Origin of the sequence: Curtobacterium sp. SL109 (genome assembly GCF_026672405.1) — a bacterium.
Lineage (GTDB): Bacteria > Actinomycetota > Actinomycetes > Actinomycetales > Microbacteriaceae > Curtobacterium.
The window spans coordinates 131,556-150,285 of sequence record NZ_JAPPRB010000001.1 but is presented as its reverse complement, the minus strand read 5'-3'; the positions used below and the strand labels follow the sequence as shown (position 1 = coordinate 150,285).

Here is an 18,730-nt window from a genome sequence, read left to right as displayed (position 1 = left end):
GAAGGGGCGACAAACGCAACACCTCATCCGCCTCGAAAAACTATAGGTTTTCGAGACGGAGTCGTGAGACGGTTGGTGGCTCGGGTGAGTCCAGTGGTTCCGGGAGTCTGGGTTGTCTCGGAAAGTCGTCTCGGTGTTGATGGTGCTTCGGTGGGTGGTTGCGGGGTTTTCTGAGACACTTGGCGGGTGAGGCTTCTCGGGTATACGCGTATCAGCACTGGAGCGCAGGATGCGACATTGCAGGTTGATGCGTTGGTTGCGGTGGGGGTGCAGGAGCGGGACATCTTCGCTGATGTCACGTCTGGTCGGAAGGAGGCCGCCGCTCGTCCGGGGATGGGCCGGCTGCTCGAGCACGCCGCTGCCGGCGACACGGTGGTGGTGTGGCGGGTTGATCGGCTCGGCCGGTCACTGGTGGACGTGTTGAGCACGGTGACGATGTTGGGAGAGCGGGGCATCGGGGTCCGGAGTGTGTCGGATGGGATCGATCCGGCGACGTCGACGGGGCGGCTGATGTTGAATCTGATGGCGACCCTCGCGGAGTACGAACGCGAGCTGATCGTCGAGCGCGTCATCGCCGGCATCGCTGCCGCTCGGGACGCTGGTACTCGGTTCGGGCGGCCGCCGTCGGATCCGGTGGTAATTGGCCGGAAACTCGCGATCGTGAACGAGGCCCGCGCTGCCGGCCATACCGCCGCGGATGCAGCGAACCTGGTGGGGTGGTCCCGGGCGACCCTGTATCGGCACCAGGCGACTGCCGTGCAGGCCGTGGGGAAGGAGCGTCCGTGATCGAGATCAGCCGTCGGGAGTTCGCGTTGCGTCGGCGCGCGGAGTTCGTCCGCTGGGTTCGGATTCGCGGCGAGTGGGAGCCGGAGATCAACCGTGGAATCCCGACGCAGTTCACCGAGATTGGGCTGCTGGTGTGCGTTGACGGGGTGTTGCAGGAGTTGCACCGGGATGAGTGGACGTTCTGCGACAGCACCACCTGAACACCGGCAGAGTCGTCGTGCTGGTGTTTCACGGAGGAACGTGATGCGGTGTGGGAGTGACGTTCTTTGCTGATGATCCAGACCCGCTCGACCTTGCGGCGGTCGAGGAGCCAGTCCGGGATCCACGGCATGGCCCGGCGGAGGATGAACTCCCCGCGGTGATCGGCTACGGGCTCCGGTGGGCGACAAGCGAGCACGCGGCCATCGTGGTGGAGTCCGCACGGGTCTTCACCGACGGTGTCCTGTTCCAGATCGGGCGCCAAGTTCGCCGGAGGGACCTGTCCGAGCGGCAGTTTCAGCAGCTGATCCACGAGGACCACTTCTTCGTTTCCGAGGAAGGCCGCCGCGCGCGGCTGCAGTACGGCGCGATCCTGTCCGATGGGCAGCGCCTCGCTGACAGCGACCTCTTCGACGAAGACGGTGTGGACGACGGCGCCGTGCTTCTGCGTCAGGGCGGCAGCGGGGGAGGTGGGGCGTCGTCGTACCGGTACGCCGACGATCTGTGGCTGCACCCGCTACCGCCGGCTGGGTCACTCGAGTTGGTTGTGCAATGGCCGGCCCTGCAAGTCCCGGAACACCGCATCACCCTGCCGGTCGGCGATCTCCTGCGCGCTGCCGAGCAGGTCACGACCCTCTGGTCGGACTGACCACTTCGTGTGGCGGGACGTCTAGACCCTGACGCATACCTGTGGCAGAAGTCCGATTCGGCACCCTAGAGCGACACAGAGCGACCCGCTGAAGCGTGATGCGTTGAGGTATACCCCAGAGCGACATACGCGACGCTCCACAGCACCGGAACACGTCCCTGACCGCAAGTTGCGTTCGGCGTGATAATATAACGCCTATGAGCACACCTGACTCGGCGGTCGCCCAGCGGATTGCGGAGAGCGCGCAGCCCGTCGTCGACTCCATCTACGACGGCATCCAGGAAGCCCACTACAACGTCCGCCACCTGACGAAGAAGGGTAAGCGGATGGAGGCCCTGCAGCAGCCTCACCACATAAAGCTGGTGACAGACCTGTACCGGTTCTTTATCTTCAACCACCTCGATGCCAATGAAGCTGATCTCGGGGACTGGCGCCTCAACCGGCAGATACAGAAGAACTCGATCACGGTGCACAATGGTCTCCAGACGATCAAGCTGTTTCACACAACTAAGCACGACGTGATCCCCGCGGCTGGGCGAAACACTCAGCGAGTCAACTACTTCTCTAGTGAGATCGGCGCCGCGGACCCCGACGCCCTGCTCGCCGCGCAAAATCTGATTCTGACGTGGCAGCGCTGGAAGCCGACGGCTCCGTTGCGACTTGTGCACACGCTGACCACCGGGACTTACAGCACCAACCCGAAAATCGACTTCAGCTGCGTGATGCAGCGCTCGTCCGAAGACTTCTCTGGCTACTCGTTCGATCGTCGAGAGCTTGACCAGCTCGAGGACTACGGCGATCTAGAGATCGCGACTGGCACCGATTCCTGATGCTCTACGGGGCAAGGATTGAAGCCGCCCGTGCCATCGCTGGCGTTACGCAGACTGAGCTCGCCACGGCGACTAGTGTCAAGCAGCCGCTTATATCAATGATGGCACGAGGTGAGCGCACGTTATCCGAGGAGTACGCAAGTAAGTTCTCAGAGGTCATGGCGCTTCCGGTAGAGTTCTTCTCTATTCCGCCTTCCGGGATTCCCGACTCGTCTGTTGACATGCGAAAGATGAAAACCGCCTCTGCGAAAGATTCGGAGCGAGCAAAAACTCTCTTCAAGGAGGCGTATCGAGTTTCAGCGGAGCTGGTATCCGCCGACGAGGTGCCAAGACCTACTCTTCCAATCGTGCAGGATCGGGATGGGGTCCTCTCTACTGCGCGCATTGAAGAGATTGCCCTAGAAGTGCGGCTCCGTCTCAGGCTGGATCCAACCGCGGTGATTCCCGACATGACTGCAACACTCGAGCGCCATGGGATCGTGGTCGCACCTCTTGTGGTTCCTGGTGCGAAGGAATCGGGCGACCAGACAAAGCATTTCGGAGCGTCTCATTGGGCTGGAATCAACGAGACTGCGCTTGCAAGCTACGTCCCTGGGAGCTCCGGGGATCGCGATCGGTTTACGCTCGCACACGAACTCGCGCATATCGTTCTGCACACGTTTAGAACGCATGTAGAGCCAGACATGAGAGAGAAAGAAGCATATCTTCTTGCAAGCGCGATCTTGCTACCTTATGCGGAAATCGCTGAAACTATCGGCCGAGGTAGTACTCTGCGAAACTTGGCCGCGTCGAAGGCTCGGTGGGGCGTATCGATGCAAGCAATCATCATGCGAGGCAAGGCTATCGGTTCTCTTCCGGAGGATCGCGCTGCAATGCTATTTCGTCAGATCTCTGCGCGAGGGTGGCGCAAAAATGAGCCGGTTGATGTCGCACATGAGCAGCCCAAGTTGCTCCGCAAACTCTTGGAAAAGAGGTACGGCCCGGAGCCCCATATGAGTAGGTCCGCGGTTTCTGAGCTCGCGCTACCTAGTGCGGTCCTTCAATCTTTGGCCCCGCAGATTCGTCAAAGGAATGATTTTGTCCCGGCGGCGAAAAAGGTTGGCCCGGGATCGAATGTCATCGAGGCGGACTTCGCGCGCCCAGATAAGCGCTTGCGTTGACATAAGAGCGCCATATCGGCGCGAACGAGAACAGCCGGCCACCCTGAGGGTGGCCGGCTGTTTTGTGTGGGGAGCGGCGTCAGTGTGCCGCGTCGTACGCGTCGCGGACGGCCTGGCTGATGCGGCCGCGGGAGGAAACCTCGTGGCCGTTCGCGTTCGCCCATTCGCGGACCTTCGCGAGCTCTTCCGAGTTGCCGCGCTTCGGCGCGCTGCCACCGCTGGCCCGACCAGAGCGGCCGCTGACCTTGCGGGCGGCGGCGATGTAGTCGGAGAACGCTTCGCGGAGGGCGTCGGCGTTGTCGTCGGTGAGGTCGATTTCGTAGTGGGTGCCGTCGAATCCGAAGATGACAGTACGGCCCTTGCCGTCGTCGATGGTGTCGCCGGTGAGGTCGTCGACGAGGTGCGTGGTGACTTTCTGCGCCATGGTGGAGGTCGCCTTTCGCTCGGGGGTTCGCTTCCACCCTGGCATAACTGTTCCGTAGAACGCTTTGTCCGTCGTCCGGTCGTCGGCTGGTCGGGCAGACTGATCGTGATGTCTGATTCCTCGCCGGCCGTATCCGGGTATGCCGCTGCTCTCACCGAGTTAAAGCAGCAGGTACGTGCTGCTCGGTTCACGGCGCAGCGCCGCGTGAACACGGAACTGATCCGTCTCTACTGGGGAATCGGAGCAACGATTCTGCAGCGCCAGGGGGAGGAAGGGTGGGGGAGCAACGTCATCGGCCGGCTCGCAACGGATCTGCGGGCCGAGTTCCCGGAGATGAAGGGGTTCTCCCCGCGGAACCTCGCGTATATGCGGGCGTTCGCGGCAGCGTGGTCTGACGAGCAGATTCTGCAACAGGCTGTTGCACAACTGCCCTGGGGGCACATCACCGTCCTCCTCGACCGGCTCGATGACCACGAGCTCCGGGGCTGGTACGCCGGTCAAGCGTCCGCGCACGGGTGGTCGCGGAACGTCCTCGAACATCAGATCCGCTCGGTGGCGCATACGCGCCTGCAGGCGGCGCCGACGAACTTCGCTGAGGTGCTCCCGCCGGGGGAGTCGGATCTGGCGCAGCAGATCACGAAGGACCCCTACGTGCTGGACTTCCTCGCCCTCGCGGTGACGCGAAGGAACGCCACCTCGAGCAGGCACTCGTTGACCGGATCATCGACACCCTCCGCGAGCTCGGGGAGGGCTTCGCGTTCGTCGGCCGGCAGGTGCACTTCGACGTCGACGGGGACGACTTCTACGTCGACTTGCTGTTCTTCCACGTCGAGCAGCTCCGGTACGTCGTGATCGAGCTCAAAACCGGGAAATTCAAGCCCGAGTACCTCGGCCAGCTCGGCTTCTACGTCGCCCTCGTCGACGACAAGCTCCGCCGACCTCAGCATGCGGATACCGTCGGCCTGTTGCTGGTCGCGGACAAGAACGACGCCGTCGTCCGGTACTCCCTCGCCGGACAGCAGACCCCGATCGGTGTCGCCAGCTACGACCTCCTCCCACCAGCAGTCCGCGCCGCCCTGCCCTCGGAAGCGGACCTCGTAGCCGCACTTGCGACGGAGATCGACACCCCCGAGTCCTGACCAGGAGCAGTACCTCACGCAGGGATGTGAACGATGACTGTTCTCGAAGCGCCGCAACGGTCCACCCGTCCGTTTTCGGCCCGCGCCGTGACCGCGTCAGCGAGCGGCTTGGACCCGGACCGCGTTCTCGTTTTCGGTGACGGGGTCTTTGCACCGGAGGAGTCGCTACACGACGCTGCACGAACGATGGCACGGGCCCTGGCGGCGCGATCAGGGCGAGGCGTCGACGTCACAGCAGTGCCGTGGTCGAGCTGGTCCGGACAGACGCTGCTGTCGGCGGGCAGTGGAATCCACGTCGCCAACTACGACGTCGTGATGGTTTGCCTGTCGGGCAGCGTCGTCCACAGCCGGACGACGAGCACTGCGGTCACCGGGGCTGCCGACGAAGCGCTCGTGCTGGTTGATCAGCTCCGACCGCTTCTGGCGCCGACCGCGGAGATCGTGGTCGCCCTGGCGTACAAGGAGGAGCAGCCGGCGCTCCTGGCGTCACTGCGGGAGGCGCTAAAGGACTTGGTCGTGTTGAGTGTCGACAGCGACACGGTCGCGTCGCCGCCGCCGCTTCTGCTGGAGGTGTCGCAGCTGCTGCTTGAGCAGCAGCGCGCTCGTGCCGGTAGCCCACAGTGGCTTCGCTCGAAGTGGCAGCCGTTCCAAGAGCGGTACGACACCATCCGCGGCCTGGGCATCGTCGATACACCGACTAACGCGGCCCTGGATGAGATGGTGCAGCACATGACCGAGCTCTTCCACACGCGGGGAGCGGCGATCACGTTCCTACCGGAAGGGCGGCAGTGGTCGGCCGCGAGCATCTGGATTCCACGTGGGACAGGAGCGCTGCAGGACTCCTTCTGCCGTTCAACCGTGCTGAGCTCGGGCCCGATGGTCGTCGGAGATGCGTGGGACAAGAACCGCCCGCAGCTCGTGCGCCGCGGACCGATCCGCTTCTATGCGGGCCACCCGCTGGAGAGCGTGGACGGCACTCGCGTCGGTGCGGTCTGCGTGTTCGACTCCGCGCCGCGACGGGAGGACAGTGTCGAGCTCGATCTGCTGCGGGACTTCGCGGTCCGGGCGCGGGACATGCTGTACGGCCTCTAGAAACTCCACCAGGTTCGGGCCTGGTGAAGCGCGTCGCGCGCTGAACGGCGCGACGGCCGCGACAAAGGACGGGAGGCACGGTGTCGGATACCACCGTGCCTCCTGACCGTCATTCATGCATTGGCAGGGCCAGGAGCTGACCAAGAGCCGGAGTCTGTGGGACCTGCCCGCCCTCACGATGCGGGGGTGGGCAGGCGCATGGGGCCGAGGATCAGAAACTCCAGACCCCATTGCTTGGGCGGTAACCAGCCGCCCCACACCAATCCTTCCAGCCCCGCCCGCCCTGCGCCAGCACGTTAGTCGTCGGACTGATGTGGCAAGCAACGATGGCCGGCTGCGGGCTCGCGACCCTGGACGGGCCATCATCCGCGGCGACGTTGGGTTGCAGCATGAAGTACATCCACTACACCGGACGGCCGACGCTGACGGTCCACGGTTTCGGGGACGTCGTCATCGAATACGCCGACGTCCTCGGTGCCAGCGGCCAAATCGACACTGTCGACGTCCTCACTTTCGTCGAAGACGGGCAAGCCGCCGTGGAAACACTTCTGATCGGGCCTGGCGGCCAGATCGCGATTTCCTCTGCGTCCGAGGACGAGGACGAGTTCGAAGACGATCGCGAGAGTCCGAGTGCGCCGCAATGACCGGTGGACCGGCTTCCACGCCCGAGATCGATGAGGTCGCCGCGGTGTTGCGATCGGGACGGCCCAGATGGCCACGTCGATCACCGAACCGCCGCTGATTCCAGCCGCCCGAAGCCGAGCTGCAGTGGCCCAGGAGGCGATCACGACACCGACGAGGATGCACAGCGCGTAGTAGTGCACCTCGACGGGGCCGATGGTGAACCCATTGACGGGTGGGCTTGGGATTCCAGCAGCGATGGTCATGTCCGTTCCGTTCCGGCGTACCTGACCAGAGCACGGCTGACTGTCTCTGGCATGCCGAAGCAAGTCTGTCCTAGCAGGCCATGGTCGAGCGATGCGACCTCACTCAGCTCAGCCCTGCGGCTGCGTTCGGCGCATCCGGGTGGTGGTTCGTGCGTGTGATCGGCTGAGAGCACGAGATAGCGAGGTGGTCGCCGACCTGGCGTCGCTCTCCACACCCAGCTCGGACGCCATCTGTGCGCCCCACGAGCAATCGGACGCGTTGAGCAGGCTTCGTGTCAGTGGGTTCGCCCGGGGCTCACGGTGCCGGAACGGCAGCGGTCACGATGCTTCGCTGACTGAGCGCCGGCGTTGGTCTCCACCGCGCCGTCGGGGAACCACTGACCGCCAGACATCGCGAAGGGTTCTGTGGTGGCGCCACTCCCGCCACGTGAGGACGATGACGAAGACGTCGAACAGCATGAGTGCGGCGATGCCGAAGCTGGGGTGCAAGACCATGTCGACGCCTTGCCAGAGCAAGAATCCGGTCAACGCGGCGATGGCCAGCGGGTAGAGCCGGCGTGTGCCACGCAGCAGCGCCGCGACGATGCCGACCTTCACGATGCCGTGCAACAGGAGGAACACAGCGGTGGTGATCGCGGCTTCAGCGCTGAGTGTCGCTGCGCCGTGCAGGATCAGGTTCGCGACGAGGTCGTGCGGATCCTGCTGCAGTTCACCTGCGGTGGCGTCGTGCGCGATCGCCGAGATTTCCGCTGGCCGGAGGAGCACCAGCGGCACGCCGAGCGCGAGCTCGACGACCCCGTCGACGGCTTTCAATCCGATCCCGATCAGGAACACCAGGTCCGCCAGACGGGCGCTGTTCCACCGCGCGCTGCTCATAGGGCAATCTTCCGCACGTTGTTCCCAGAATCCACTCACGAAGCGTCGTTGCGTTCTGGGTCGTTCCTTGGAGGGCTGCCGCGACGGTGGTTGTGGAGGTGGTTGCGGTGAGCGTGTGGTTCGTCGTTGCAGGTGCAGCAGTTGCCCTGATGGTGTTCGCCGGGTCGGTGACTGCGGCATTGCTCGCGGTCGCAACGGAAGTGGAACAGGAGGGTCTCCTCGATGCGGAGTGAACTTGCATGGGCGGCTCCTCGCGCTGCCGCGGCGATGGTTCTGGCGATGATCGTCGTTGCGGTGGGATTGATGCTTCGAGCGGTTCCAGCGGCGGGGGCGGGTGAACTTCGCCTTGACCTCATAGTCGCCGCCCACGTTTCGCCTGTCGGCGTGCATGGCGCGCAAGTTCTCGGTGCTGTCTTGGAACCGGCCGGCGGGTTGGTACTGATGCTGGTGTGCGCTGCACTGATCTGGTGGCGACAGAACCGCTGGCAAGCGGCTCGGTTCGCTGCGGTCGCAGCGATCGGCTGGCTCTCGGTTGAGCCGGTGAAGCTGCTGGTGCACCGCCCGCGGCCGGTACTGCCCAACGTGCACGCGGCGGCGGAGAGTTGGTCGTTCCCGTCCGGTCACGTCGCGTTGGTGACCGCGGTCGTGCTCGGTCTGGTACTCGTCACGACGGGGCGCAGTCGTGCGGTGACGATCATCTTCGGTTCGGCCGCCGTGATCGTGGTCGCCCTCTCCCGCTTGACGCTGGCGGTGCATTACCCATCCGACACGGCGGCGTCGGTCGTGTGGGTGGGGGCCGTCACCGTCATCGTCATGAGTGGCATGCGGGTTGTGGAAGCAGCCAACACCGACAGGGCTACCCGTCCGCGCCGAGCCGAAACGGCCGGAGCGGACACGCAGCCGATCCTGATCGACGGTGTCCGTCAGGATTGACAGAGGCGTCGTCGCTGCGACGATCGCCCGTTTCCCGTCCGTCCACTGTGTGACCGTTTCACGCCGGCGTGCCGAGACGGTAGCCGACGCCGCGGATGGTGCTGATGAGGTCCCGATCGGTTTTCCGGCGGATGTAGTGCACGTAGGTGTCGACGGTGCCGAGCTGCTCACCGTGTTCGAAGACCGCTGAGAGCAGATGCTGCCGGGTAAAGGCGCGGGAAGGTTCGCTGGCGAGTAGACGCAGCATCGCTGCCTCCTTCTCCGTCAGCATCACCCGGCCGGTGTAGGGGGAAGTGATGCTGCTGTCCTCGGGGTAGAACACCCAGCCGCCGATCTCGATCCCGGCGCCGACACCGGAATAGTCACGCGTCAGCGCGCGGAGTCGGGCGGTGAGCTCATCGAAGTCGAATGGCTTCACCAGGTATTCGTTCGCGCCCGCGTCGAGACCGGAGACCCGGTCGCGGACTTCGCCGAGCGCGGTGAGCATCAGCACGGGAGTGCTGATGCGACGTTTCCGCAGCGTGGCGATCACCTCCGTACCATCGATGCCGGGCAACCGCCGGTCAACAACCATCACGTCGAAGTACTGCTCGGCTGCGACCTGCAGGGCGCTCTCCCCGTCCTCGCAGAGGGTGACGTCCCATTCTTGGCCCAACACGTCGGCGACCAAGGGGCCAAGCCGTGGGTCGTCTTCAATGAGCAGGAGACGAAGCATCATCGGTCGTCCTTCCAGTCACATTCTTCGGCACTCGGACGGGCGATCGGTAGCCGCAACGCGAACACTGTGCCGCCCGTGCCGGTGCGCTCCACAATGATGTCGCCTCCCGCTCGCACGGCGACATCACGCACCAACGCGAGTCCGATCCCGTACCCGGTTCGCGTACCAGCCTCACCGGCCGTGGCGCTCGGCGCACCATGAGCGAACCGGTCAAAAACACGATTGGGCGCGATGCCGGTGATCCCAGGCCCGTCGTCGCTCACACGGATCCTGACGTAGGGGCCGTCCTTGTCCGCCGCAACGGACACGTGCCCTTCGCGGCGGGTATGACCGATTGCGTTGTCGGTCAGAGCGACTAAGCATCGCTGCAGCTGGGTGCCTGATACGGCCAGGGTCGTTCCGGCAAGTGATGACCCGGTTGATGTGACCTCGAGGTGCACCTGGCGTTGAGCGGCGAGGACAGCCATGTCACGACGGAGCGTGATCAGTGCCGCATCGAGGTCCGCGACGCCACCGGTCGCCTCCGCTCCGGCCGCGGCATCGAGGAGGTCGTTGACGATGTCGATCAACACCCGGGTGTCGCCCTGGAGCTCGTCGACGACGGCGCGGCGCGGGTCGCCTGTCGGGGTCATCATCCGCAGGTGCTGCACGCGAGCGTGCAGCACCGTCAGCGGTGTGCGGAGTTCATGGCTGGCGTCAGCGACAAAGGTGCGCTGCATCCGCGCTGCCTCCGCGATCGGCCGTACCGCACGGCGTGCGATCATCCACGCGGCGATGCCCGCGAAGGCGATGGCGAGTCCGCCGACGCCGAGGACCGCGATGCTGAGGTCGACGGTGTCGAGGGTGATGTGCACGTCAGTGGGACCGGGCGTCTCGCGCAGTTGCCCCGGCGTGAGCTGCCACAGGACGTAGCCGACGACCAGCAGGATGATCGCGATCACCAACGCCGCAGAGACGACCGCAACACGGAACCCGATCCCGATCACGGACCGCCGGTACGCCAACCGGTCGGGGTCGCGGTCCCTACTCGATCTGAACGACCATCGAGCGACCGTGTCAGCGATGGCTGACCACCACGATGACGACACTTGCGCCCCTTTCCCGGAAGCGACGCCGGAACACGTGGGGGGACGCGTTCCGGCGTCGCCGTCTCGGCATCGATCCTGCCCTACCCGAGCAGCACCGACACATTCAGCATCAGGAACGACGACTCAGAAAACACCAAGAAGCGTGGATCGAGCGTCTGTTCTGTTTCTTGGTGAAGTCTTGCCGGTGTCTTCCTACCGTCGTGTCATCGCCGATCCCGCGTCCCGCGGAACGGCCCGTTCCGACGAGGAGAACGTCATGTCCCACTCGCCTGCAGCGCTGCTGCGAACCCGGACCCGCTCGAATAAGGTCCCGGACCCCACCGCGTCGTTCTGGATCATCAAGGTCCTCGCCACCACCGTCGGTGAGACCGCAGCGGACCTCCTCAGCGACACCGTCGGCCTCGGACTGCCCCTGACGACGGTGATCATGGCGATCGCGCTCGTGGTGTTCCTGGTGCTGCAGTTCCGTGCCCGCGCCTACCGGCCGCCGCTCTACTGGATCACCGTGGTGCTGATCAGCATCGTCGGCACCTGCATCACCGACCACCTCACCGACGGCCTCGGTGTGCCATTGATCCTCAGCACTACCGTCTTCGCCGCTGCACTGGCCGCAGTGTTCATCATCTGGTACCGCAGCGAAGGGACCCTCTCGATTCACAGCATCGACACGGTCCGCCGTGAAGCGTTCTACTGGCTGACGATCCTGTTCACCTTCGCCCTCGGCACCGCCGCCGGCGACCTGATCGCCGAACAGACCGGGCTCGGCTACTTCCCCTCACTGCTGCTGTTCGCTGCCGCGATCGTGCTGACCGCTGCTGTGTGGTTCATTGGCCGCCGCGGCCCGGTCGTGTGCTTCTGGATCGCCTACATCCTCACCCGACCGCTCGGCGCTTCCACCGGCGACCTGCTTTCCTCGCCGGTCAAGGACGGCGGCCTCGGCATCGGCACCATCACCACCAGCATCGTGTTCCTCGCCGTTATCACCGCGATCATCACCTGGATCACACTGCGGCTCCGCCGCAACGACACCGCCCTACGCACGCAGCTGACCGTTTGACCCCGCTCAGCGCACCGCCACGTCCTGGACCGGAGGTGGCGGTGCGCTCCGCCGTGAAAGGTTCCCCATGCTCACCACCGTCCCCCTCGCCGTGCACCTGCTCGACGCCGCATCCGTGCTCCACGCGTTCGGCCCATACGTCCTCGCAGGCATCGCCGTCCTGATCTTCATCGAATCCGGCGTGCTCTTCCCGTTCCTGCCCGGCGACTCACTCCTCGTGACCGCCGCGATCATCAGCAGCGCACTCGGCATCACCCCGTGGCAGGTCGCCCTCGTCGCGTCCCTCGCCGCGATCGCCGGCGACCAGGTCGGCTACTGGCTCGGCAAACGCTTCGGCCGACGGCTGTTTCGCGATGACGCACGGCTGCTCACCACCGCCCGACTCGGAGAAGCGGAAGCGTTCTTCACCCGCTGGGGCGGCCTGTCCCTCATCCTCGGCCGCTTCGTACCGGTCGTCCGCACCTACGTGCCCCTCGCCGCTGGAACCGCACAGATGCACTACCGCCGGTTCCTGCTGTTCAACCTCACGGGCGCCGTCGCTTGGGCGGCAGGACTGACGGCTGTCGGTGTGCTCCTGGGCGGGATCCCGTTCGTGGCCCACAACATCGACGTCCTCATGATCGTCATCATCGTCGTGTCGGTACTCCCGATCTTCATCGGCGCACTCCGTCGTCGACGCCACAACCGGGCGGCAGCGAAGGACGAGCACGCCGCCCAGGAACGCCGTGCGGCGCCGGAACGGCGGCCGTGAACGTCTCCGCGCACAGCCGGGTGAACCGTGTGCCCGATCCGACACCGTCGTTCTGGGTCATCAAGGTGCTTACCACCGGGATGGGGGAAGCGCTCTCCGACTTCCTCGTCACCCGGTTCGACCCGGCACCAGCCGTCCTCGTCACCGCGGCGCTCTTCGCGGCCGTCCTCGCCGTGCAGCTCGCAGCGACCCGGTACGTCCCCTGGCTGTACTGGACGGCGGTGTCGATGGTCGGTGTGTTCGGCACCATGATCGCCGACGTCACCCACGTCGCCTTCGGAGTTCCGTACCTGGTGTCCGCACCCGTGTTCCTGCTCGCCCTGGTCCTCGTGTTCGTCCTGTGGCGTCGCACTGAACGCACGCTCGACGTGCACGCGGTCACCAGCCGGCGTCGACAGTACTGGTACTGGGCCGCCGTTGTCGCGACCTTCGCGATGGGGACGGCCGCTGGCGACCTGCTCGCGAGCACCTTCCACCTCGGCTACTTCGCAGCCGGACTGGTCTTCGTCGCCCTGATGGCACTCGTCGTGGTCCTGCGCATGACGGCCGTGCTGGGGCCGATCGCAGCCTTCTGGACGGCGTACGTCCTCACACGCCCCGTCGGTGCGTCATTCGCGGACTGGATCGCCGTCCCACACGTCCGTGGCGGCCTCGACGCCGGCACCGGCCTGGTCAGCGCGCTTCTCGTCCTCACCATCGCCATCGCGGTCGCCTGGACAGCTCAGCACCACCGCGCAACGCAACTCAACGAAGTCAACAGCCGATGATGCTTTGAGCGCGTGTATGCGACGTGGCTACGACAAACGCAATGACCAGCCGCCTGCGATCTGCGTTGGCCCTCGCAACCGGATCACGATCCAAAATGGAGGGGCCGAATCTGTCGCGTGCATAACCGCCGCGTGCTCAGGACGTGGGTAGACCTCCAACGAGCCCGTAGATCAATCGCAACATGACACCAAGCGCAGGTCAAAACGCGACGCTGAGCGCGGTTGCACACACAATTGCGCTCGAAACGGCTTCCGCTTTTACCAGACGAATGCGCAAAAGACGCGAGCCCCCGGATGTGAGTATCACCCGCTGTGCACCGACATCAGCGGGGTGAGCGGGGTGAGCCAGAAGCGCGCGCCTGGTGTCGCCACGGCCGATCCGTCACGGCGGAACGCGAGCACGTCGACCGCGAACCTGGCGGTGATGCGGTCGAGATCCGCCTGGTCACCGGCCATGATCGCAGTCGCGAGCACGTCGGCCGTCACGATGTCGTCGGCGGCGACCGTCACCTGCGCGAACGTCGCCGAACCACGGACCCAGATGTGCTCGCCGCGCTCGGCGGTCCCGGAGGTCGCGAGAGCGCGGCGTCCCGATCGGAGCTGGAGCCACGCTGCGAGTGCATCACGTCGGTCCGGGTCGACGACGCCCACCATCCACGGCTCGCCGCCGGTGTGCGAGCCGCGGCCGAGCACGTCACCACCCACGGTGAGTAGCCAGTCCGCGCCCTCCGCGTCGAGGACGTCGCCGGCGTCGCGCATCGCGAGGGCCTTCACGACCCCGGAGAGGTCGACGACACCGTCCGGGCGGTGCGGTGTGAAGGCGCCGTCGGTCCGTTGCCGCCACTCGAGCGCGAGCGCGTACACGTCAAGGATCGCGGGGTCGGCGTCCGTCAGGTGGAGGTCTCCCCGGGCAACGGCGCTCAGCGGGCTCGTGTCGTCCCAGAGGCTGTACGTGCGGTCGTACTCGTCGAAGACGCGGTGCAGTCGTCCGAGGTGAGCGTCGGTCATCCCCTCGGGGGTCCGGAGGCTGACGACGGTGCCCATCGTGCCGAACGAGTGGACGGTCACAGTCCGGCCGTGTCGATCGCGGACTGCAGGGACGTCGTGTAGCCGTCGCTGGTGTAGGTCGCCCCGCTCACCGCCTGGATGTCCGACGACTGTGCGGTGAGCGCCTCCTGGCGGAGGACCGGGGCCGCCTGGTTGCTGATCGCGACCGAGCGTCCGCCGTCGTCGGTGAGCTGGAGCGCCTCCACGTCGGTGATCGTGCCGTTCGTCACCACGATCTCGACCTGGACCGGGCCGTAGCGGGTCTGTGTGGTGGCACCGTCGTACGTCCCGGAGACGCCGGACGCAGCCGACCCGGATCTGCCGGAGCCGGAGCTCGCCGACCCGCTGGTGCCGGACCCGGACGTCCCGGATCCGGAGGTCGACCCGGTACCGCTCGCCGTGCCTCCCGTCCCGGAGGTGCCGGTGGAACCGGCGCCCGTGGACGGCGTGGTGACCGCGGGCTGCACCCCGAGCTGCCATCCGATGGTGAGCAGTGCGACGGAGGACAGGACCCCGCCGACGACGACGCGTGGCTTCATGACTCGAACCGTTCCTGGTGGATCTGGTGCTCCGGGACACCGGAGCGGCGGGCTTCGGCGACGACGAGGTCGCTCCAGGCGCGCGGCCCACAGACGTAGAGGTCGGACTGGAGGAGGTGCGGGAAGGCGGTGCGGAGCGAGACGCCCCGGCGGAGGTCCTCCTCGGTCATCCAGCTCTCCCGGCTCCGTGCCCGCGGACCGACCATGGCGAACAGCGCGCTCCCGGTCGCCTCGGCGAGGTCGGCGACCTCGTTCCAGAGGTACTGCTGGTCGGCGTCGGATCCGCGGAGGAGCACCGTCGCCTCACCGGGACGGAGGTCGGTGTCCTCGAGGAGCGACCGGACCGGTGTGATGCCGATGCCCGACGCCACGAGCGCGAGGTGGGGAGCGGTCCTGGCCGCCGTGGTGAACAAGCCGTAGGGGCCCTCGAGCGAGACGAACGCGCCCGGGCGGATCCGCCCGAGTCGTGCGGTCCCGGCGCCGAGGTCGCGCACCGTGATCCTCGCGCCGCGGTTCGTCGGGACCGCGGAGAATGACACGGGGTGGGCGTGGTACCAGGTGTGCGCGGTCCAGAAGCGCCAGACCCCGTACTGCCCGCCACGGACGCCGAGACGATCGAGGTCGGTGCCGGCCAGGTGGATGGAGACGACGCCGGGAGCGATCTGCTCGACGGCGAGGACCCGGATGCGGTGCCGCAGGGTGACGACGACGGGCATCACGAACCGGAACAGGGCGATCAGGCCGAGCGACAGGGAGTACAGCGCGATCCAGTAGCCGCGCTGCCAGGTCCCGGCCCCGAGGACACTGCCGACGCTCAGCATGTGCGGGAGCGCGACGCCGACCGCGACGTAGCTGAGGAGGTGGATCACGTGCCAGGCCTCGTGGGCGAAGTGCCGGCGGACGGACACCACGCTCGTCACGACGACGACGAGGAACAGTCCGAGCGACAGGTAGGCGAGGGGCATGTCGGGCACGGTCATGAACAGCGACATCGTCTCCGCCACCGGGTTCGTCCGGTCGGACAGGCCGTAGCCGAGCGTCAGGAGGGCACCGTGCGCGAGGAGCAGGTACAGCACCGGCTTCCCGAGCGACCGGTGCTGGGCGATGGCGTTGTCGCTGCCGAACACCCGGTCGACGAGCGGCACACGGGCGGCGAGGACGATCATCACGAGGCAGAGGTCCGTGGCCACGAGACCGGCGACGATCCCCGCGGCGGTGAGCCACCCAGCGATGTCGGAGACGGTGTGGGACCCGGGGGACGCCAGGTAGAGGGCCACCGCCATCGCGGCCGAGGCCCAGGCGAGCACACCGAGGGAGTCCGAGGCGGCGGACCGCCGTCGGTGGTCGCGTCGCCGGCGCGCGGCGGCGCGCTCGAGCGACTCGGAGGGGACGGACGGGAGGCGCGGTGCCGGTGACTGGGGTCGATGCAGCGGGCGGGTGATCTGGTCGGTCATCACGCGCTCCTCTCGGATGAGATCCGGAGCGCTCGGCTCCCGATCAGTGAAGTCACAGCATCGTCAGCCGCCCTTTGGGACAGCCTCGAACGAGGCAGCGGTTTCGTTCGAGAGCTCACGTGATCCGATCCCGCCGCGACCGCTCAGGTGCGGGGGAGCATCACCGTCGCGACGGCACCGCCGCCCGGGGCGTTGGCGAGCTCCGTGCTCCCACCGGCACTCATCGCGATCGCCCGGACGAGGGAGAGTCCGAGCCCGCTCCCGCCGCGCACCCGTCGCCGTGATTCGTCGGCGCGGGTGAACCGGTCGAACGCGACCGGGATGAAGGACGCCGGCACACCGGGTCCGTCGTCGGTGACCGTCAGGACGAGCGCGGTGTCGGCACGCTGCGCCAGGTGTACGCGGACGGATCCGCCCTCGGGGCTGAACGTCGTCGCGTTCGTCACCAGGTTGTCGAGGACCCGCCCGAACGCGGCTGCTGAGACGGCGTACGTGGCCTCGGGGTCGGACACCTCCAGGTCGAAGTCCACACCGACGGCGGCGTCCCCGGTGCCGGCGCGTCCCCGGTCGATGGCGGCCATCAGCTCCGAGACGAGGTCGGACGCGGTCGTCGGTGCGACCGTCACTGTGGACGGGGCGGTCTCGTCGAGCCGTGACAGCTCCAGGAGCGTCGCGGTCAGGGCCGTGAGGCGGTGCACGTCGGTCTCGATGCTGCGGACGTCCCGCTCGAGCGCCTCGGCGTCGCCGAACGACCGGTGCGCGAGTTCGAGCCGGTTCGTCAGCACGGCGAGGGGGGTCCGCAGCTCGTGGCTGGCGTCGGACACCATACGGCGCTCGTGCTCGGCGCTGGCACGCTGTCGCTGCAGGAACGCGTTGAGCGTCGTCGCGAGGTCCGCGATCTCGTCGTCGGTCCGTCCCACCGGCAGGTCGCCGTCGGCGTCACCGGTGCTGAGGTCCTCGGCCGCGCGGCGCATGCGAGCGACCGGGCGGAGGGCGAGCGACGTCAGGAGCCATGCCGTCCCGGCGAACGCGGCGAGGGCGAGGACGGTGCCGATGACGAGCGACCGGTCGACCGCGGCGAGGGTTAGTTCGCCGGCGGCTCCGTTCCTGGCGGCCCAGACCCGGAACGTGCCGTCCGCCGTCGAGAGCCGTTCGCCGACGACGCTGAAGACGGCGCCGTCCGCCTGCGTCCGGTACGTCGTGCGGCCGTCGGTCGTCGACAGCCCGACCGGGACGCCGTCCGCGGGGCCGCCCTCCCGGTTCCTGGTCCCGGGCCCGTCGCCGGGCTCGCCACGGTGCTGCCCCGGACCGGTCCTGGTCCCGTCCACGTCCGACGAGCCGGGAAGGCCCCTTCGTACGTCGTGCGGCAGGGTGTCGACCAGGAAGGACCCGTCGGGGCTCTGCACGGCGACGAGCACGCCGGCGGAGGGTGCGTCGGGCTGCTCGTCGGGATGGTTCCGGAGGTCCGCGAGGAACGGGGCGATGTCGCTCGTCGCGAGGGAGACCTCGGTGCTCCTGGTCTGGGCGCGGATCTGCAGGTGGAGCACGACCGCGACGGCCGCGAGCACGATCGCACCGATGAGCAGGCTGCCGAGGGTGATCCTGGTCCGAATGGACAGCGACCGCATTGTCCTCACGGGCTGGCTGTCTCGTCGGGCGGCACTCGGACCTCCAGGCGGTACCCGACGCCGCGGACGGTGACGATCGCGACGTCCGCGTCCGCCGTGGCGAGCTTCCGGCGGACGTAGCTGACGTACTGGTCGACGATGGTCGGGTCGAAGTGTTCCGACGATCCCCACACGTCGTCGAGGATCGCGGCACGGGACCGGACCTCCGGCGCGCTCTGGATGAGGAACCGGAGGAGCGAGAACTCCTTGACGCTGAGCGGGAGGTCCTTGCCGAGCACCGTCGCCCTGACCGCGATGGTGTCCAGGCGGACGGTGCCGAACTGCACGGTCGTGGAACCACCGGCGGCCTGACGACGGAGGTGCGCCCGGATCCGTGCGTTGAGTTCGGCGAGGGCGAACGGCTTCGTGAGGTAGTCGTCGGCGCCGGAGTCGAGCCCGAAGACCCGGTCGTCGACGGCATCCCGTGCCGTCACGAGGATCACCGGGAACGACCCGCCCAGCTCGCGGATCCGTCGACAGACCTCGAACCCGGTCATCTCCGGGAGCATGACGTCGATCGCTGCGGCGTCGAACTCGGCGTGTGCCACCGCGACGAGCGCCGCGACGCCGTCGTGCACGAGGAAAACGGTGTGTCCCTCGCCGGCCAGCCCCGCCTCGACGAGCGTGCCCATCTCGTGGTCGTCCTCCACGACGAGGATGTGCGCCAT

General features: G+C 66.8%; 21 protein-coding genes and 2 pseudogenes. 13 read left to right on the top strand and 10 right to left on the bottom strand.

The window, feature by feature from the left end; genetic code table 11:
• The first annotated feature begins 186 nt into the window (after positions 1-186).
• From OVA28_RS00795 to OVA28_RS00775, 5 genes are all read left to right on the top strand, one after another.
• Complete coding sequence (locus OVA28_RS00795) at positions 187-786, top strand: recombinase family protein (protein WP_194662946.1); 600 nt, start codon at positions 187-189, stop codon at positions 784-786.
• Positions 783-986 carry a hypothetical protein gene (locus OVA28_RS00790; RefSeq protein WP_194662948.1) on the top strand — a complete coding sequence of 68 codons (204 nt, stop codon included), beginning with the start codon at positions 783-785 and terminating at the stop codon, positions 984-986. Before OVA28_RS00795 ends, OVA28_RS00790 begins: the two co-directional genes overlap by 4 nt.
• Before the next feature lie 50 nt (positions 987-1,036).
• Positions 1,037-1,633 carry a hypothetical protein gene (locus OVA28_RS00785; protein WP_194662950.1) on the top strand — a complete coding sequence of 199 codons (597 nt, stop codon included), beginning with the start codon at positions 1,037-1,039 and terminating at the stop codon, positions 1,631-1,633.
• A gap of 197 nt (positions 1,634-1,830) precedes the next feature.
• Complete coding sequence (locus tag OVA28_RS00780; protein ID WP_194662952.1) at positions 1,831-2,463, top strand: hypothetical protein; 633 nt, start codon at positions 1,831-1,833, stop codon at positions 2,461-2,463.
• A complete protein-coding gene (locus OVA28_RS00775) occupies positions 2,463-3,623 on the top strand; it encodes an ImmA/IrrE family metallo-endopeptidase (RefSeq protein ID WP_194662960.1) in 1,161 nt (386 codons plus the stop codon). Before OVA28_RS00780 ends, OVA28_RS00775 begins: the two co-directional genes overlap by 1 nt.
• 79 nt (positions 3,624-3,702) lie before the next feature.
• Here the strand turns inward: OVA28_RS00775 and OVA28_RS00770 are convergent, their stop codons facing one another.
• Complete coding sequence (locus OVA28_RS00770) at positions 3,703-4,047, bottom strand: histone-like nucleoid-structuring protein Lsr2 (protein ID WP_194662961.1); 345 nt, start codon at positions 4,045-4,047, stop codon at positions 3,703-3,705.
• A 204-nt stretch (positions 4,048-4,251) separates the two neighbouring features.
• Here OVA28_RS00770 and OVA28_RS00765 point away from each other — a divergent pair.
• From OVA28_RS00765 to OVA28_RS00755, 3 genes and pseudogenes are all read left to right on the top strand, one after another.
• Positions 4,252-5,186: pseudogene (locus tag OVA28_RS00765) on the top strand (PDDEXK nuclease domain-containing protein).
• A 33-nt stretch (positions 5,187-5,219) separates the two neighbouring features.
• Positions 5,220-6,278, top strand: coding sequence for a GAF domain-containing protein (locus tag OVA28_RS00760; RefSeq protein ID WP_268095393.1), 1,059 nt, complete (start codon positions 5,220-5,222; stop codon positions 6,276-6,278).
• A gap of 389 nt (positions 6,279-6,667) precedes the next feature.
• Positions 6,668-6,922: a hypothetical protein gene (locus OVA28_RS00755; RefSeq protein WP_228505933.1), complete on the top strand. Its 255-nt coding sequence runs from the start codon at positions 6,668-6,670 to the stop codon at positions 6,920-6,922.
• Between the two features lie 57 nt (positions 6,923-6,979).
• On the opposite strand, the pseudogene OVA28_RS19170 reads toward OVA28_RS00755, so the two are convergent.
• Both OVA28_RS19170 and OVA28_RS00750 read right to left on the bottom strand, forming a co-directional pair.
• Positions 6,980-7,165: pseudogene (locus OVA28_RS19170) on the bottom strand (prolipoprotein diacylglyceryl transferase family protein); the annotation flags it as partial.
• A gap of 318 nt (positions 7,166-7,483) precedes the next feature.
• Complete coding sequence (locus tag OVA28_RS00750) at positions 7,484-8,041, bottom strand: DUF2127 domain-containing protein (RefSeq protein ID WP_194662964.1); 558 nt, start codon at positions 8,039-8,041, stop codon at positions 7,484-7,486.
• A 107-nt stretch (positions 8,042-8,148) separates the two neighbouring features.
• On the opposite strand from OVA28_RS00750, the gene OVA28_RS00745 reads away from it, so the two are divergent.
• On the top strand, positions 8,149-8,274 hold the full coding sequence (locus OVA28_RS00745; protein WP_267238489.1) for a hypothetical protein: 126 nt from the start codon (positions 8,149-8,151) through the stop codon (positions 8,272-8,274).
• A gap of 46 nt (positions 8,275-8,320) precedes the next feature.
• Positions 8,321-8,974 (top strand): phosphatase PAP2 family protein, encoded by a 654-nt coding sequence (locus OVA28_RS00740; RefSeq protein ID WP_194662965.1) that lies wholly within the window; start codon positions 8,321-8,323, stop codon positions 8,972-8,974.
• A gap of 58 nt (positions 8,975-9,032) precedes the next feature.
• Here the strand turns inward: OVA28_RS00740 and OVA28_RS00735 are convergent, their stop codons facing one another.
• Entirely contained in the window at positions 9,033-9,692 is a 660-nt protein-coding gene (locus OVA28_RS00735) for a response regulator transcription factor (RefSeq protein WP_268095389.1), read from the bottom strand.
• On the bottom strand, positions 9,689-10,678 hold the full coding sequence (locus tag OVA28_RS00730; RefSeq protein ID WP_194662968.1) for a sensor histidine kinase: 990 nt from the start codon (positions 10,676-10,678) through the stop codon (positions 9,689-9,691). The genes OVA28_RS00735 and OVA28_RS00730 overlap by 4 nt, the downstream gene beginning before the upstream one ends.
• Before the next feature lie 76 nt (positions 10,679-10,754).
• Here OVA28_RS00730 and OVA28_RS00725 point away from each other — a divergent pair, with 76 nt between their 5' ends.
• From OVA28_RS00725 to OVA28_RS00715, 3 genes are all read left to right on the top strand, one after another.
• Positions 10,755-11,837 carry a COG4705 family protein gene (locus OVA28_RS00725; RefSeq protein ID WP_228505935.1) on the top strand — a complete coding sequence of 361 codons (1,083 nt, stop codon included), beginning with the start codon at positions 10,755-10,757 and terminating at the stop codon, positions 11,835-11,837.
• A 67-nt stretch (positions 11,838-11,904) separates the two neighbouring features.
• Positions 11,905-12,588 (top strand): DedA family protein, encoded by a 684-nt coding sequence (locus OVA28_RS00720; protein ID WP_194662970.1) that lies wholly within the window; start codon positions 11,905-11,907, stop codon positions 12,586-12,588.
• Complete coding sequence (locus tag OVA28_RS00715) at positions 12,585-13,355, top strand: COG4705 family protein (RefSeq protein ID WP_268095387.1); 771 nt, start codon at positions 12,585-12,587, stop codon at positions 13,353-13,355. The genes OVA28_RS00720 and OVA28_RS00715 overlap by 4 nt, the downstream gene beginning before the upstream one ends.
• Positions 13,356-13,658: 303 nt before the next feature.
• Here the strand turns inward: OVA28_RS00715 and OVA28_RS00710 are convergent, their stop codons facing one another.
• From OVA28_RS00710 to OVA28_RS00690, 5 genes are all read right to left on the bottom strand, one after another.
• Complete coding sequence (locus OVA28_RS00710; RefSeq protein ID WP_268095385.1) at positions 13,659-14,423, bottom strand: FAD:protein FMN transferase; 765 nt, start codon at positions 14,421-14,423, stop codon at positions 13,659-13,661.
• Complete coding sequence (locus tag OVA28_RS00705) at positions 14,420-14,941, bottom strand: FMN-binding protein (RefSeq protein ID WP_194662971.1); 522 nt, start codon at positions 14,939-14,941, stop codon at positions 14,420-14,422. The genes OVA28_RS00710 and OVA28_RS00705 overlap by 4 nt, the downstream gene beginning before the upstream one ends.
• The gene (locus OVA28_RS00700; RefSeq protein ID WP_194662973.1) at positions 14,938-16,395 is read right to left on the bottom strand and encodes a ferredoxin reductase family protein; all 1,458 of its coding nucleotides are present in this window, start codon (positions 16,393-16,395) and stop codon (positions 14,938-14,940) included. The genes OVA28_RS00705 and OVA28_RS00700 overlap by 4 nt, the downstream gene beginning before the upstream one ends.
• 143 nt (positions 16,396-16,538) lie before the next feature.
• Positions 16,539-18,023: a sensor histidine kinase gene (locus tag OVA28_RS00695; RefSeq protein ID WP_228505971.1), complete on the bottom strand. Its 1,485-nt coding sequence runs from the start codon at positions 18,021-18,023 to the stop codon at positions 16,539-16,541.
• A 5-nt stretch (positions 18,024-18,028) separates the two neighbouring features.
• The gene (locus OVA28_RS00690) at positions 18,029-18,730 is read right to left on the bottom strand and encodes a response regulator transcription factor (RefSeq protein WP_194662977.1); all 702 of its coding nucleotides are present in this window, start codon (positions 18,728-18,730) and stop codon (positions 18,029-18,031) included.

Coding starts and splice junctions, on each gene's coding strand:
- OVA28_RS00780 (WP_194662952.1), top strand. CDS start 1,831: ATGAGCACACCTGACTCGGCGGTCGCCCAGCGGATTGCGGAGAGCGCG.
- OVA28_RS00775 (WP_194662960.1), top strand. CDS start 2,463: ATGCTCTACGGGGCAAGGATTGAAGCCGCCCGTGCCATCGCTGGCGTT.
- OVA28_RS00770 (WP_194662961.1), bottom strand. CDS start 4,047: ATGGCGCAGAAAGTCACCACGCACCTCGTCGACGACCTCACCGGCGAC.
- OVA28_RS00760 (WP_268095393.1), top strand. CDS start 5,220: ATGACTGTTCTCGAAGCGCCGCAACGGTCCACCCGTCCGTTTTCGGCC.
- OVA28_RS00755 (WP_228505933.1), top strand. CDS start 6,668: ATGAAGTACATCCACTACACCGGACGGCCGACGCTGACGGTCCACGGT.
- OVA28_RS00750 (WP_194662964.1), bottom strand. CDS start 8,041: ATGAGCAGCGCGCGGTGGAACAGCGCCCGTCTGGCGGACCTGGTGTTC.
- OVA28_RS00740 (WP_194662965.1), top strand. CDS start 8,321: ATGATCGTCGTTGCGGTGGGATTGATGCTTCGAGCGGTTCCAGCGGCG.
- OVA28_RS00735 (WP_268095389.1), bottom strand. CDS start 9,692: ATGATGCTTCGTCTCCTGCTCATTGAAGACGACCCACGGCTTGGCCCC.
- OVA28_RS00725 (WP_228505935.1), top strand. CDS start 10,755: ATGGCTGACCACCACGATGACGACACTTGCGCCCCTTTCCCGGAAGCG.
- OVA28_RS00720 (WP_194662970.1), top strand. CDS start 11,905: ATGCTCACCACCGTCCCCCTCGCCGTGCACCTGCTCGACGCCGCATCC.
- OVA28_RS00705 (WP_194662971.1), bottom strand. CDS start 14,941: ATGAAGCCACGCGTCGTCGTCGGCGGGGTCCTGTCCTCCGTCGCACTG.
- OVA28_RS00700 (WP_194662973.1), bottom strand. CDS start 16,395: ATGACCGACCAGATCACCCGCCCGCTGCATCGACCCCAGTCACCGGCA.
- OVA28_RS00695 (WP_228505971.1), bottom strand. CDS start 18,023: ATGCGGTCGCTGTCCATTCGGACCAGGATCACCCTCGGCAGCCTGCTC.
- OVA28_RS00690 (WP_194662977.1), bottom strand. CDS start 18,730: ATGGCGCACATCCTCGTCGTGGAGGACGACCACGAGATGGGCACGCTC.